Genomic DNA, 14,207 nt, shown 5'->3' on the forward strand with positions numbered 1-14,207 from the left:
TCACCGTGGTCGTCCTCAACCGCATCTACACCCGCACCGGCGATCAAGGCACCACGGCGCTCGCCAGCGGTGCGCGCCGCTCGAAGGCCGACCTGCGGGTCGAGACCTACGGCACCATCGACGAGACCAATGCCTGCCTCGGACTCGCCCGCCTGCACACGACGGGCGACCTCGACGCGATGCTCGGGCGGATCCAGAACGACCTGTTCGATCTCGGCGCCGACCTCGCGACCCCGGAGACCGGTGAGCCCCTGTCCTACGAGCCGCTGCGGATCGTGGCGGCGCAGGTCGAGCGGGTGGAGCGCGAGATCGACGCGCTCAACGCGAACCTCTCTCCCTTGCGCTCCTTCGTGCTGCCGGGCGGATCGGCAGCGGCGGCGTCCCTGCACCTCGCCCGCACGGTCTGCCGCCGGGCCGAGCGTCTGGCGGTGGCGCTCGCGGGCACTCCGGGCGAGATCGTCTCGCCGGTGGCGATCCAGTACCTGAACCGCCTGTCGGACTTCCTGTTCGTCGCCGCCCGGATCGCCAATGACGGCGGCGCCGCGGACGTGCTCTGGGTTCCGGGCAAGAATCGCCCTTGAGCCACCGCGCCTGAGCCCCGCGCCGGACGCCGGGGGAACCGCCTTCCGGCCGCGTTGACAAGTCGGAAAATCGGCCGTTACGGTCCGCGCACCTTGCTGCATATCGGGGATGATCGCGGGCCGGCCGAGGGAGGGCCCGGCCACGATCGTCTCTCCGTCCTGAAGGATGCGACGATCATGAAGGTCCTGGTGCCCGTCAAGCGGGTGGTCGACTACAACGTCAAGATCCGGGTCAAGCCGGACGGCTCCGGCGTCGAGCTCGCCAACGTCAAGATGTCGATGAACCCCTTCGACGAGATCGCCGTCGAGGAGGCGATCCGCCTCAAGGAAAAGGGCAAGGTCACCGAGATCGTCGCGGTTTCGATCGGTCCGCAGCAGGCGCAGGAAACGATCCGCACCGCGCTGGCCATGGGTGCCGACCGCGGCATCCTGGTCAAGACCGACGCCGCCGTCGAGCCGCTCGCCGTGGCGAAGCTCCTCAAGGCGCTGGTCGAGAAGGAGAGCCCCGACCTCGTCATCCTCGGCAAGCAGGCGATCGACGACGATTCGAACCAGACCGGCCAGATGCTCGCGGCGCTCCTCGGCTGGCCGCAGGGCACCTTCGCCTTCAAGCTGGAGGTCGCCGAGGGCAGCCTCGACGTGGTGCGCGAGATCGACGGCGGCCTGCAGACCCTGACCCTGCAGCTCCCGGCGATCGTCACGACGGACCTGCGCCTCAACGAGCCGCGCTACGCCTCGCTGCCGAACATCATGAAGGCGAAGAAGAAGCCCCTCGACACGGTCGAGCCGGAGGCGCTCGGCGTCGACGTGAGCCCGCGCCTGAAGGTGCTCAAGACCGTCGAGCCGGGTGGCCGCAAGGCCGGCGTCAAGGTCGCCAGCGCCGCCGAGCTCGTCAACAAGCTGAAGGTCGAGGCTGGCGTCCTCTAAGGACGTCCAAGCCTCCCTCAACCGGAAGGAACGACACGCCATGACCACCCTCCTGCTGGTCGAGCATGCCGGCGGCGCCGTGAAGGACGCCAGCACCAAGGCCCTGACGGCCGCCAAGCAGCTCGGCGCCCCGGTCCACGCCCTCGTGGTCGGCGCCGACGCGCAAGGCGCGGCCGAGGCTGCCGCCAAGCTCGACGGCGTCGAGAAGGTGCTGGTGGCGGCCGACGCCGCCTACGACCACCTGCTCGCCGAGCCGACCGCCGCCCTGGTCGCCGGCCTCGCCGCCGCCTACAACACCGTGATCGCCGCCGCCTCGACCGAGGGCAAGAACGTGCTGCCGCGCGTCGCCGCCCTCCTCGACGTCGCCCAGGTCTCGGACATCATCAAGGTGGTCGGCCCCGATACGTTCGAGCGGCCGATCTACGCCGGCAACGCGATCCAGACCGTGCAGGCGACCGACGCCAAGCGGGTGATCACGGTCCGCACCGCCGCCTTCCAGGCCACGGCCGAGGGCGGCTCCGCCGCCCCGGTCGAGGCCGCGCCCGCGGCGTCGGCGCCCGAGGCGAAGTCGTCGTTCAAGGGCGAGGAGATCGCCAAGTCCGACCGTCCGGAACTGGCCGGTGCCCGCATCATCGTGTCGGGCGGCCGCTCGCTCGGCTCGGCCGACAAGTTCAAGGAGCTGATCGAGCCGCTGGCCGACTCGCTCGGGGCCGCGGTCGGTGCCTCGCGCGCGGCGGTCGATGCCGGCTACGCCCCGAACGACTGGCAGGTCGGCCAGACCGGCAAGGTCGTGGCGCCGGACCTCTACGTCGCGGTCGGCATCTCGGGGGCGATCCAGCACCTCGCCGGCATGAAGGACTCGAAGGTCATCGTCGCCATCAACAAGGACGAGGAGGCGCCGATCTTCCAGGTCGCCGATTACGGCCTGGTCGGCGACCTGTTCCAGGTGGTGCCGGACCTGCAGCAGGAAATCGCCAAGGCCAAGGGCTGAGCGGGTCCAAGGGCTTGGTTGCACGGCTGATCGGAACAGCCACTCCCCCGTGCGGGCGCCGCACGGGGGCATACAGACCCGACCGTCCCTCGCTGGAACCCTTCGCATCTGCGAAGCCGCGATGGTATGAACGCTCGGGCCGGCGCGGCGGGAAGGCAGGGGTGTGATGGGCATCGAGATCAAGACGGTCGGCATCATCGGGGCCGGTCAGATGGGCAGCGGCATCGCCCATGTCTGCTCCCTGGCCGGGCTCGACGTGCGGATGAACGACCGCGATCCCGAGCGCCTGAAGAACGGTCTGGCGACCGTCAACGGCAACCTGCTGCGCCAGGTCTCGAAGGGCGCGATCACCGACGACCAGCGCCGCGACGCGATCGAGCACATCGTGGCGGTCGATTCGTTCGACGATTTCGGTCCCTGCGACCTGGTGATCGAGGCGGCGACCGAGGACGAGGTCATCAAGCGCAGCATCTTCAGCGCGCTGTGTCCATCGCTGCGGCCCGAGACGATGGTGGCGACCAACACCTCGTCGATCTCGATCACCCGGCTCGCCGCCTCGACCGACCGGCCCGAGCGCTTCATCGGCATCCACTTCATGAACCCGGTGCCGGTGATGCAGCTCGTCGAGCTGATCCGCGGCATCGCCACCGAGGACCCGACCTACGAATCGGCCAAGGCCTTCGTGAAGCGCCTCGGCAAGATCGTGACGGTGTCGGAGGATTTCCCGGCCTTCATCGTCAACCGCATCCTGCTGCCGATGATCAACGAGGCGATCTACACCCTCTACGAGGGCGTCGGCTCGGTCGATTCGATCGACACCGCGATGCGGCTCGGCGCCAACCACCCGATGGGGCCGCTCCAGCTCGCCGACTTCATCGGCCTCGACACCTGCCTGTCGATCATGCAGGTGCTCTACGAGGGCCTGGCCGATTCGAAGTACCGCCCCTGCCCGCTCCTGGTGAAGTACGTCGAGGCCGGCTGGCTCGGCCGCAAGACCAAGCGCGGCTTCTACGATTACCGTGGCGCGGAGCCGGTGCCGACCCGCTGAGACGCGCCCTCGCCCGCGGCCTGCGGCCGGCGCAGGATTCGCGGCCGCCAGACGCCTAAGGCCACGTTCAGCGTCGCGATCGCGAGCAGCACCCACAGCGTTCCGCGCTCGGCGCCCAGCGATCCGGCTAGCGTCGCCGGGTCGGCGCGGCCGAGCACCGCCTGGGCGGCCCGCTCCGCTTCGGCTTGCATCGGGCCCTGGACGCCGACGAAGCCGTACTCGAACATCAGCACCCCGGTCGCGAGCTTCACCCAGGCCCAGCCGGCATTCTGGAACGCCCGGGTGAGCGCGATCGCCAGCAAGCCGGCCACCAGCATCAGCGCCAGCGACGGCAGGAAGACCCACGTCGCCACCGCGGCCATCGCGCCGCGCATCAGGGCGTAGCCGGTCAGCGCCGAGGATGGCGGCGGAACCACGCCCAGCATCACGACCAGGGACGCCATCGCGCCCATGAGGCCGATCGCCCCCATCGTGTGAAGGAACTTCATCAAGCGTCGCATCGCGCCGGCCCCGTCTCGCGGCAGCATGCGACAGCCTAGGGACGGTGGGGCGCCGGCGGGGATCACGTTCCCGTGCCGATCGACCCTCTGGAACGACGAAGGGCCGCTCCCCTGTCGGGAAACGGCCCTTCGATCGCTCAGGTGCGACCGCTTACTTGGCGTTGGTCGAGCCCGTCGACTTCGGCTCAGCCGGGGCCGGATAGGCCGGGTTGCCCGCCGGGACGCCGGCGCTGTTCGACGACGACACGCCGCCGCTGCCGTTCGGCGAGCCGGTGATCTGCTGGCGCGAGGCGTCCTGGCTCTGGCTGGCATAGTCCTTCGGTGCGTTGGCGCCGTTCCAGCTCAGCAGGCCGACCATGGCGATCGCCAGGAGGGCGAGGCTGCCGAGCAGCACGTAGAGCACGGGACGGCCCTTCGCGCCCTGGCGGGCCTCGGTCGGGGTCTCGACGGTGCGGTTGGTGTCCATGGGGGAACCTCGGGCTTTCGGCTCGACGGCGATGCCGAGCAAGGATCGGTGTCGTGCAGCCCAACGTCACCGATCGGCCGAGGTTCCTCGCGCTCCTGCCGCAGGGCGGTCTTTGAGCCCGCGCGGTCTACTTCCCGGTCAGCAGCATGATCTTGCCGAGATGGGCGCTCGATTCCATCAGTTCGTGCGCCGCCCGCGCCTCCTCCAACGGGAAGGTGGCGTGGATCACCGGCTTCACCGTGCCGGACTCCAGCAGCGGCCAGACCTCCCGGCGCAGGCCGTCGGCGATGGCGGCCTTCTGCGCGACGGTACGCGGCCGGAGGGTCGAGCCGGTCACGGTGAGGCGGCGAATCATCACCGGGGTGAGGTTGAGGTTCTCCGCCATGAAGCCCTGCAGGAAGGCGATGATGACGAGCCGGCCTTCGAGCGCCAGGGACTTCACGTTGCGCTCGAGGTAGGCCGCGCCGACCATGTCGAGGATCACGTCGACGCCGTTGCCGTCGGTCAAGCGCTTCACCTCGGCGGCGAAATCGGCCTCGCGGTAGTTGATCGCGTGATCGGCGCCGAGGGACTCGCAGAAGGCGCATTTCTCGGCCGAGCCGGCGGTGGCGTAGACCGTGGCGCCGAACCGCTTGGCGAGTTGGATCGCCGTCGAGCCGATGCCGCTCGACCCGCCATGGACCAGGAAGCGCTCACCTTTCTGCAGGCGGCCGCGCTCGAACACGTTGGTCCAGACCGTCCAGTAATTCTCCGGCAGGCCCGCCGCCTCGATGAGCGAGAGCGGACCAGGCTTCGGCAGGCAGAGCGCGGCATCGGCGACGGCGTATTCGGCGTATCCGCCGCTGATCGTCAGGGCGCAGACCTCCTGGCCCTCGGCGAGATCCGTGACGCCCTCCCCGAGCGCGACGACGCGGCCGGCGATCTCCAGGCCCGGCACGTCGGTGGCGCCGGGCGGCGGCGGGTACTTGCCGGCGCGCTGCTGGCAATCGGGCCGGTTCACGCCCGCCGCCACGACCTCGACCAGCACCTGGCCCGGCCCCGGTTGCGGCACCGGCGCAGTCTCGATCCCGATCACCTCCGGACCGCCGGCCCCGTTGAAGCGGACCTGGCGCATGGTGGCGGGGATCGACGGCATGGGACGGCTCCGGCGTTGTGGCTGTCCCGCCCTTACCTGCCGCGTGGGTGGGCCAGCGGCAAGGGGCTGCCGCGTGGAGGCTACCGCGTGCCGTACATCCGGTCGCCCGCATCGCCCAGGCCCGGCAGGATGTAGCCGTGCTCGTTGAGGTGGCTGTCGATCGAGGCGGTCCAGACCGGCACGTCGGGATGGGCGCCCTGGAACTTCGCCAGGCCCTCGGGCGCGGCGAGCAGGCAGACGAAGCGCAGGTCGCGGGCGCCGCGCTCCTTCAGGCGGTCGACCGCGGCGACCGCCGAGTTCGCCGTCGCCAGCATCGGGTCGAGGACCAGCACGGTCCGATCGGCGAGGTCGGACGGAGCCTTGAAGTAGTATTCCACCGCCTCCAACGAATCCGGGTCGCGGTAGAGTCCGACATGGGCGACGCGCGCCGAGGGCAGGAGCGACAGCATGCCGTCGAGGAAGCCGACGCCGGCCCGCAGGATCGGCGCCAGGACGAGCTTCTTGCCGGCGATCTGCGAGCCCTGCATCGTCACGAGCGGCGTCTCGATCTCGATCGGCTCCAGCGGCAGATCGCGGGTGACCTCGTAGGCCAGGAGTGTCCCGATCTCGTTCAGGAGCTGGCGGAAGCCCTTGGTCGAGCGGGCCTTGTCCCGCATCAGGGTCAGCTTGTGCTGCACCAGCGGGTGATCGACCACCGTGACCGGCGCCACACCCGTCTCCCCGCGCGCACCCGCACCCTGCATCGCCGTCTCCCCGTTCACGATCACGCTCTGGTGGTTCTTAGAATACGGTGCCGTCGCTCGCGATGGCGAGGGGCGGTGCGCCCTCCGGCCGCAGCGACTTCGCCAGGCGCCGGCCGGTGGCCCAGGTGCCGCCCTCCAGCACCTTGGCCAGGGGCAGCTCGGCGGGATCCTTGATCCCCAGCCGCTCGCGCACCAGCGGCGCCAGCCGGTCGAGAAGCGCCACCGTGAGAGCCCGCCACTCGACGACGAGGCGCGACTCGACCGGATGCGCCTGCTTGGCCTCCTCGGGCCGGCGGAGCGCCAGCACCCCGGTATCGAGGAACAAGCCGCCGTTGCGGTATTCCGGCAGGCCGGTCAGGGCGTCGAGCCCGGTGACGGTGAGGCCCGCCTCCTCCAGCGGCTCGAGCAGCGAGTAGGCCAGCCACTGCGACAGCTTGTGGAACGGGACCAGCCCCTCGGTCGGCCCGGTGCCGCCGGCGAGGGGATGCCGCCAGGCATCGCCGAGATCGACCCCGTCGAGGACGATGCGGCCGGGCCAGATCGGCCCGAGATGGGTCAGCAGCACCTCCAGCACGGCCTCGGCCGCCACCTCGCCGTCCTGGGCCCTGGCCTTGATACGGTCGAAGAGGAAGCCGGGGCGGGCGTCCGGCCCGAACCCTTCCGGATCGGCGGCCGCGACCTGGCCGAGGCGGTTGAGCAGGGCGGTGCGGCCCGGCAGGCCGACGAGGGGATTGGTCGGCGAGACCTGGAAGCCGTCGGCGAGCTCCGCCTCGGTCAGGCTCGCCAGCGCGCGGGCGTCGGCCCGGAACGGATCCTCGGGCGCCGAGGAGAACAGCCCCGACACGAACATGTCGAAGCTCGCCACCGCCAGCCCTTCCGAGCGGGCATAGGTCTCGCCGGTGCGGCCCTCCTCGTAGCGCCAGGTCGGACCGGCGCCGGCATCGAGCAGCACGCTCACCACCACGAGGTCGAAGGCGGCGCGGGCCTGCTCGGCCGGATCCTCGAAGGGGGCAGCGTGGACGAGGGAGCCCCAGCGCTCGAACCCGCCGACCGAGAAGTGGCGCCAGCGGGCGTGGTAGGGGATGGCGAGATCCGGATAGGCGTCGCGGATGGTCTCGACGACCGCGTCGGCGCAAGGACCCAGACGGTCGAGATCGACCACGAAATGGTCGAGCCGCCCGTCGAGCCCGGCCTTGAGCAGGGTCTCGGCGCGGGCGCGCACCGCCCGGGCCGAGAGCAGGCTGCGGGCGGTCGAAAACTCAGGCACGGGCATCTCCAGCAATCGTTCGCCAAGCATCGTGCGCTCAGCCATCGTCGGTCCGCTCAGAACCGCTCGAGGTCGCGGCCCTTCACGGCGTCGAGGTCGTCGGCGGTGCCGTCCGGCGCGTAGTAGCCCGCCGCCTTCTTGGCTTCCATCTCGACCGAGGCGTCCGGCGGAATCAGCTCCGGCGGGATCGGCACCCGCTCGCCGACCTCGATGCCGGAGCCGGTGATGGCGTCGTACTTCATGTTCGACATCGACATCAGCCGGTCGATGCGGCGGATGCCGAGCCAGTGCAGGACGTCGGGCATCAGCTGCTGGAAGCGGGCATCCTGCACGCCGGCGACGCATTCGGTGCGCTCGAAGTAGGTGGCGGCGGAGTCGCCCCCCTCCTGCCGCTTGCGGGCGTTGTAGACCAGGAACTTCGTCACCTCGCCGAGCGCCCGCCCCTCCTTGCGGTTGTAGACGATCACGCCGGTGCCGCCGGCCTGCGCTTCGCGCACGCATTCCTCGATGCCGTGGGTCAGGTAGGGCCGGCAGGTGCAGATGTCGGAGCCGAACACGTCCGAGCCGTTGCACTCGTCGTGGACCCGGCAGGCGATGCGCCGGCGCGGATCGGACAGACCGGCGACCTCGCCCATCACGTAGACGGTGCAGCCGCCGATCGGCGGCAGGAAGACCTGGAGGTCGGGGCGCGTCACGAGCTCCGGGAACATGCCGCCGGTCTGCTCGAACAAAGTGCGACGCAAGGCCGTCTCGCTGGTGCCGAAGCGGGCGGCGACGCCCGGCAGGTGCCAGACCGGATCGACCGCGATCTTGGTGACCGAGATGTCGCCGGTGGCATGCAGCACGGTGCCGTCGGCGGCGAGCCGGTGGGCGCCCATCGCCGCCAGGATCTCGGGCAGGCTCAACCGCGCCTTGGTGACCGCGATGGTCGGCCGGATGTCGGTGCCCGTGGCGATCGCCTCGCGAAACACCTCGCCGGGCATATGGCCCCAGGGATCGAGCGAGACGATCTTCTCCGGGTCGGCCCATTGCGGGTGCGGGCCGATCGCGACCACCGGGTGGGTGTTGGTCAGGTCCGGCCGCGCCAGCGGATTCATGGCCCTCCCGGCGATGGCGAGAGCCCGGTAGAGCGAATAGGCGCCGCCATTGGCCCCGATGACGTTGCGGTCGGCCGGGTTGGTGACGGTGCCGATGATCGGCCCCCGCTCGCGCGGGTCGGCGGCGCCCCAGCGGATCGGCCAGCGGGCGGCGCCCGGCTCCGGATGCGAGGTGAGCCGGATATGCGACGAGCGGTTGGAACTGGTCATGCGGACGCGCCGTCCTTCAACGGAGAAGGCTCCCCGCGGGGGCCGCGAGGAGCCTGTCGAGTGCTTGACCTGAGAGAGGGTGGCCCAGGGGATTCGGGCCGTCAAGCTCAAGCCTCAGGCGTTGGTCGCCTATCGGGATGGCAACACCCTCCCGGTGCGGCCGCTCAGTAGTTCGAACCGGCGCGGCGGCGGGCCATGAAGGCGTCGAACTGCTCGCGGTCGCGGGCGCGCTTCAGCTCGTCCACGAACTCGGTGAAGGCGCGGCTCTCCTCCTCGAGGCGCCGGCGCTCCTCTTCGAGGCGCTCGATCTCCTTGCGGCGATACTCCTCGAAGGCCCAGTTGCCGCTGTCGTGGCGGGCGGCGCCGAAGCCCGAGAAGCCATTGCGGAAGGTCCGCTCGGCGAAGGACTTCATCTCGTTGAGGGCCGGGTATCCCATGAGCTTCCACACCACGTAGGCCGCGGCCAACGGCCACGCATAGATGAAACCGATGACGATCGCGCCGATCTCAAGGGAGCGGCGCGGGAACGGGCCATTGCGGCAGGCGCGGCCGCTCGACCAGGGGGCAGAGGTATACGACACGTCACGATCTCCCGCAGGATGTGAATGTGAACGACATTTACATGCGGGGTCGCCCCGGCGGTTTCAAGGAGGGGCGGCCGGGAAAGCGCGCGACGTTCCTCTCGGCCGCTTCATCGATCCGGTGGCGCCATTCCCTTCTCCGCCAGGACTGGCACCGCCTCGGGGCCGGCGAGGTGGCGCAGAAGCGCCGTAGCCGCCTCGGCCTGTCCGGCTCCCATCGGCACGATCCCGGCATAGACCGTGACGTTCTGCACCTCCGCCGGGATCGGCCCCACGAGGCGCGCGCCCGGCACGGCCAGCAGCTCGCTCGTCTGCTGGAGCGCGAGATCCGCTTCGCCGGAGACGAGGCGCGACGCGGCGAGCCCTCCGCGCACCAGGACGAGCTTGTCCTTCAGGCGATCCGCGAGGCCGAAGCGCTCGAAGAGCTGCGCCAGGTAGATCCCGCTCGACCCGCCGGAGGCCGGATCGACCATCGCGACGGCCCGCGCCCGCAGCAGCGCCTCGCGGAAACCGTCAAGGGTGGCGATGTCCGGCACCGGGGCCCCGTCGCGGATCGCGACGCCGATCCCGACCTTCGCGAGCGGTACGGGCTGCGCGCCGGAGAGACGGCCCTCGCGGATCAGCGCGTCGAGGCCACCCGGGGTCAGCACCACGAGGTCGGCCCGGGCGCCGTCGCGGATCGCCTGCGCCACGGCGCCGGCGGTCTCGTTGCGGATGACGACCTTGTGGCCGGTGCGCTGCTCGAACGACGGCACCAGCCGCGCCGCCACGGGCTTGTAGGCGCCGGTGGTCAGGAGCGTGATCTCGGCCGACCACGCGGAGGCCGTGACGGTGAGCGCGAGGCCGGCCGCGCCGCAGGCACGCCACAGGGCTCGGGACAACGGTGTGAGGCGGCGCATGACGGGGCTCCCGAAGACCGGGCCGCGTGCCCGGCCCTGCCCCATCGGTAGCCGACCGACCTCGCTTTCAGCGAGCGAAATCCGAAAAGCCGCCGGTGACGGCGCCCGAGGCCGTGAGCGCCGCCCGGCTCTCCGCTGCCGTCAGGGCGGCGAGTTCCTCCGCATAGGCGTAGCCCGGCGCCTCGCCGGGGAAGCCGCCCTGCGTCGCGGGATGCAGGTACAGCTCGGTCAGCCCGTTCGGCAGGTGGCGCAGCAGGCCGGCGACCCGGGTGGGCGTCATGGCGCCCGACCAGGCGAGGCCGAGCACGCGATCGGGGGCGAGGAGGCCGGCACTCCGGGCCCGGGCGCGCAGCAGGGCCGCCCACGGGGCGGTATCGAGAGCAAGGCCCGGGCGTGCCGAGGGCTCGGCGCGGCGCAGGATGCCGCGCGGCTCCCGCGGCACCCGGATCGCCCGCATCCCGTACTCGCGCCCGATCCGCAGCACCATGCCGGCGATGATCGGGTGGATGTGGAAGTGCTTGTGCGCGTTGACGTGGTCGAGGGGCAGGCCGGTCGCCCGGAAGGCCTCGAACTGCGCCCGGATCTCGGCTTCGAGCTGGCGGCGCGCCGGCGCCTTGAGCGCGAGGTCGAGGCCCAGCCGCGCCTGGTCGGCCCGCATCAGCCCGGCGCCGTCGGTGAGGGCCGGCAGGGCGGCGGGCGGCAAGGTCGGCCAGGCCTCGACAAGCACGAGGTGCAGCCCGACCCGCAGCGACGGCAGCGAGCGCGCGCGCAGCAGCGCGTCCGCGGCGGCGGGCGCCGAGACCATCAGGCTCGCCGCCGTCAGGATGCCGTCGCGATGGGCCCGCTCCACCGCCGCGTTGACTTGCGGCGAGAGGCCGAAATCGTCGGAGGTGACGACGAGGCGCTTGCGAGGCTGTGGCGTGGTCATGCTCGGGTCCCGTGACGCGAAAGAGCCTCCCCGTCCGGCCGGACGGGGAGGCTCGTGCCCGCCTCAGGCGGGATGTTCAGGCGTGTGACGGGCCCTTACGCGGCCTTCTTGGCGACGCCCTGGCGCTCGCGCAGGAAGTGCCAGAACTCGACGCCCTCGCGCAGGCGCCGCTTCATCATGTCGGGCGAGCGCACCATCTCGCTGACGATCGAGGCGATCTTCGGGGCGCGGAAGTAGAACGCCTTGTAGAACGCCTCCACCGAGGTGAAGATCTCGGTGTGGGACAGGTGCGGGTAGTGCAGCGGCGCGATCTGCACGCCGTTCTCGTCGACCAGCTCGGCGTTGTCCTTGTCGAGCCAGCCGTTCTCGACGGCCTGCTTGTACAGGAAGGTGCCCGGATAGGGCGCGGCGAGCGAGACCTGGATGGTGTGCGGGTTGATCCGCTTGGCGAAGGCGATCGTCTCCTGGATCGTCTCCCGGGTCTCGCCCGGCAGGCCGAGGATGAAGGTGCCGTGGATGGCGATGCCGAGCTCGTGGCAATCCTTGGTGAACCGCTCGGCCACCTCGACCCGCATGCCCTTCTTGATGTTGTTCAGGATCTGCTGGTTGCCCGACTCGTAGCCGACGAGCAGCAGGCGCAGGCCGTTGGCCTTCAGCACCTCGAGGGTCTTGCGCGGGACGTTGGCCTTGGCGTTACACGACCAGGTCACGCCGAGCTTGCCGAGCTCGCGGGCGATCTCCTCCGCACGCGGCAGGTTATCCGTGAAGGTGTCGTCGTCGAAGAAGAACTCCTTCGTCTGCGGGAACTCCTTCAGGCAGTACTTGATCTCCTCGATCACGTGCGCGACCGAGCGGGTGCGGTAGGTGTGGCCGCCGACCGTCTGCGGCCACAGGCAGAAGGTGCAGCGCGACTTGCAGCCCCGGCCGGAATAGAACGAGATGTAGGGGTGCTTGAGGTACCCGATGAAGTACTTCTCCATCTCGAGGTCGCGCTTGTAGACCGAGGTCACGAACGGCAGCTGGTCCATGTCGGTCATGATCTCGCGGTCCTCGTTGTGGACCACGACACCGTCGGCGTTCCGGTAGGAGAGACCCTTGATCTCCGCCATCGGCACGCCCTCGGCGACCTCCTTGACGGTGAAGTCGAACTCGTTGCGGGCGCAGAAATCGACCGAGGGGGCCTGGGCCATCGAGCCGGCGGCGTCCACCGCCACCTTGGCGCCGATCAGCCCGGCGATCAGCTTCGGGTTGGCGGCCTTCAGCGCCTCGATGGTCTTCACGTCCGACTTGAACGACGGCACCGAGGTGTGCAGCACCACGAGGTCGAAGTCCTTGGCCTGGGCCACGATCTCCGGCAGCTTGATGTCGTGCGGCGGCGCGTCGATCAGCTTCGAGTTCGGCACCAGGGCGGCCGGCTGGGCGAGCCAGGTCGGGTACCAGAACGACTTGATCTCGCGCTTGGCCTGGTAGCGCGAGCCGGCGCCGCCGTCGAAGCCGTCGAAGGTGGGGGCCTGGAGGAAGAGGGTCCGCATCATCGGGAGGATCGTCTCTTGAGGAGAGGAGGCCGCATCCGCGGCCGGTGAGGCCGCCGGGCGGCCCGAGGGAGTGATCTTAGGTCGAGGGAGCGCCGGATTCGCCGGCGAGGCCGGATTCCGGGATCAGCGTACCGTCCGCAACGACCCGATAATCATGACCTTTCCAAGTCACGGCACCGGAGACGAAGCACCAGGCAAAGCCCGCGAAGGACAGGAGGTCGCGGATCGGCAACAGCCAGTACGGATGAGGCTCGAGGCCGAAGGCCCGCTCGATCCGCACGCACAGCACGATCCGGCAGGCGAGCGCGAGCGCCGCGGTGGCGAGGGTGTAGACTCCCGCATCCGGCAGCAGCGCCGCGATGAGCGCCAGCGGGAAGGCATGGGTGACCAGCGTGCCGGCATAGCCGACGGGATCGACGTTGCGGATGGTGCGGTTCCACCGGGTCTCGTGGCGCCACAGGCCGCCGAGCGAGGTGTCGACGCAGGTATGCCCGATGGTGAAGTTCGGGATCGCCACGATCCCGCCCTGCGCCCGCAGCGCCGCCCCGAGGGTGTAGTCGTCGGCGAGGTCGTCGCGGATCGCCTCGAAGCCGCCGATCTGCCTGAGCCTCTCGGTGCGGAACGCGATGGTCGAGCCGAAGCAGGGATCGGCGAGGCCGAGCGACGTGCCCATCAGGACGTTGGGCAGGAACTGGGTGTCGATGGCGAGCGTCGAGAGATGCGCCCACACGCCGCGATTGGCCGGCACGCCGTGATACAGGCAGGTGACGCCGGCGACGCCCGGACGGGCCAGCTCGGCGACGAGGCGCTCCAGGTAATCGGGCGCCACCACCATGTCGCTGTCGGCCAGCACCACGACCTCGTGGGCGATCAGGCCGGCCATGTTGATCAGGTTCGAGACCTTGCGGTTCGCGCCGTGCTGGCGGGCATCGACGACGAGGTCGATGCGCAGGCCGGGGTGCTCGGCCTGGAGCCGGTGCACCACGGCGATCGCCGGATCGGTGGCGGTCTGGACCCCGAAGATCACCTGCACGGCACCGGCATAGGCCTGGGTGCAGAAGGTCGTGAGATTGGGGTGGAGGTTCGGCTCGTCGCCGCAGAGCGGCTTCAGCAGGGTCACGGACGGGCGGGCGGCGTCGGCGGGGAGCCGCGGCACCGCCCGCCGCGCGAGGCGTCCGGCGAGCCAGGCGGTGGTGAGGCCGTAGACGCATCCGGCGAGCGCCAGGACGATCAGCAGGGCGGAGATCCAGGTCCATTCCATGGCGAGGGGCGATCCCTGGGTGGAGTTGGCGGCGCGGG

At 70.5% G+C, this 14,207-nt stretch carries 15 protein-coding genes; 4 read left to right on the top strand and 11 right to left on the bottom strand.

Features of this window, described 5'->3' with window-relative positions; genetic code table 11:
• Positions 1-5 precede the first annotated feature (5 nt).
• The 4 genes from FF100_RS11235 (at position 6) to FF100_RS11250 (ending at position 3,547) form a co-directional block, all read left to right on the top strand.
• The gene (locus tag FF100_RS11235; RefSeq protein ID WP_139035815.1) at positions 6-581 is read left to right on the top strand and encodes a cob(I)yrinic acid a,c-diamide adenosyltransferase; all 576 of its coding nucleotides are present in this window, start codon (positions 6-8) and stop codon (positions 579-581) included.
• A gap of 177 nt (positions 582-758) precedes the next feature.
• Complete coding sequence (locus FF100_RS11240) at positions 759-1,508, top strand: electron transfer flavoprotein subunit beta/FixA family protein (protein WP_139035816.1); 750 nt, start codon at positions 759-761, stop codon at positions 1,506-1,508.
• Positions 1,509-1,548: 40 nt separating this feature from the next.
• Positions 1,549-2,499, top strand: a complete 951-nt coding sequence (locus tag FF100_RS11245) for an electron transfer flavoprotein subunit alpha/FixB family protein (protein WP_139035817.1) — start codon at positions 1,549-1,551, stop codon at positions 2,497-2,499.
• 166 nt (positions 2,500-2,665) lie between these two features.
• The gene (locus FF100_RS11250) at positions 2,666-3,547 is read left to right on the top strand and encodes a 3-hydroxybutyryl-CoA dehydrogenase (protein ID WP_139035818.1); all 882 of its coding nucleotides are present in this window, start codon (positions 2,666-2,668) and stop codon (positions 3,545-3,547) included.
• On the opposite strand, the gene FF100_RS11255 is transcribed toward FF100_RS11250, so the two are convergent.
• The 11 genes from FF100_RS11255 to hpnI all read right to left on the bottom strand — a co-directional run bounded on the left by FF100_RS11255 (position 3,514) and on the right by hpnI (position 14,169).
• On the bottom strand, positions 3,514-4,047 hold the full coding sequence (locus tag FF100_RS11255; protein WP_139035819.1) for a hypothetical protein: 534 nt from the start codon (positions 4,045-4,047) through the stop codon (positions 3,514-3,516). The genes FF100_RS11250 and FF100_RS11255 overlap by 34 nt on opposite strands.
• 151 nt (positions 4,048-4,198) lie before the next feature.
• Positions 4,199-4,513: a hypothetical protein gene (locus tag FF100_RS11260; RefSeq protein WP_139035820.1), complete on the bottom strand. Its 315-nt coding sequence runs from the start codon at positions 4,511-4,513 to the stop codon at positions 4,199-4,201.
• 127 nt (positions 4,514-4,640) lie between these two features.
• Positions 4,641-5,648 carry an NAD(P)H-quinone oxidoreductase gene (locus FF100_RS11265; RefSeq protein ID WP_139035821.1) on the bottom strand — a complete coding sequence of 336 codons (1,008 nt, stop codon included), beginning with the start codon at positions 5,646-5,648 and terminating at the stop codon, positions 4,641-4,643.
• Between the two features lie 80 nt (positions 5,649-5,728).
• Positions 5,729-6,391: a uracil phosphoribosyltransferase gene (upp, locus tag FF100_RS11270; RefSeq protein ID WP_139036169.1), complete on the bottom strand. Its 663-nt coding sequence runs from the start codon at positions 6,389-6,391 to the stop codon at positions 5,729-5,731.
• Between the two features lie 37 nt (positions 6,392-6,428).
• Positions 6,429-7,658, bottom strand: a complete 1,230-nt coding sequence (locus FF100_RS11275; RefSeq protein WP_246102024.1) for a URC4/urg3 family protein — start codon at positions 7,656-7,658, stop codon at positions 6,429-6,431.
• A 56-nt stretch (positions 7,659-7,714) separates the two neighbouring features.
• Complete coding sequence (locus FF100_RS11280) at positions 7,715-8,965, bottom strand: GTP cyclohydrolase II (RefSeq protein WP_139035823.1); 1,251 nt, start codon at positions 8,963-8,965, stop codon at positions 7,715-7,717.
• 164 nt (positions 8,966-9,129) lie between these two features.
• Positions 9,130-9,546, bottom strand: a complete 417-nt coding sequence (locus tag FF100_RS11285; protein WP_139035824.1) for a DUF2852 domain-containing protein — start codon at positions 9,544-9,546, stop codon at positions 9,130-9,132.
• A gap of 110 nt (positions 9,547-9,656) precedes the next feature.
• Positions 9,657-10,445, bottom strand: a complete 789-nt coding sequence (locus FF100_RS11290; protein ID WP_171070126.1) for a molybdate ABC transporter substrate-binding protein — start codon at positions 10,443-10,445, stop codon at positions 9,657-9,659.
• Positions 10,446-10,512: 67 nt separating this feature from the next.
• A complete protein-coding gene (hpnK, locus tag FF100_RS11295) occupies positions 10,513-11,373 on the bottom strand; it encodes a hopanoid biosynthesis-associated protein HpnK (RefSeq protein WP_139035826.1) in 861 nt (286 codons plus the stop codon).
• Between the two features lie 95 nt (positions 11,374-11,468).
• Positions 11,469-12,905 (bottom strand): hopanoid biosynthesis associated radical SAM protein HpnJ, encoded by a 1,437-nt coding sequence (gene hpnJ / locus FF100_RS11300; RefSeq protein ID WP_139036170.1) that lies wholly within the window; start codon positions 12,903-12,905, stop codon positions 11,469-11,471.
• 79 nt (positions 12,906-12,984) lie between these two features.
• A complete protein-coding gene (hpnI, locus tag FF100_RS11305) occupies positions 12,985-14,169 on the bottom strand; it encodes a bacteriohopanetetrol glucosamine biosynthesis glycosyltransferase HpnI (protein ID WP_139035827.1) in 1,185 nt (394 codons plus the stop codon).
• Between the last annotated feature and the right edge of the window lie 38 nt (positions 14,170-14,207).

The organism is Methylobacterium terricola (assembly GCF_006151805.1).
Taxonomy (GTDB): Bacteria; Pseudomonadota; Alphaproteobacteria; order Rhizobiales; family Beijerinckiaceae; genus Methylobacterium; species Methylobacterium terricola.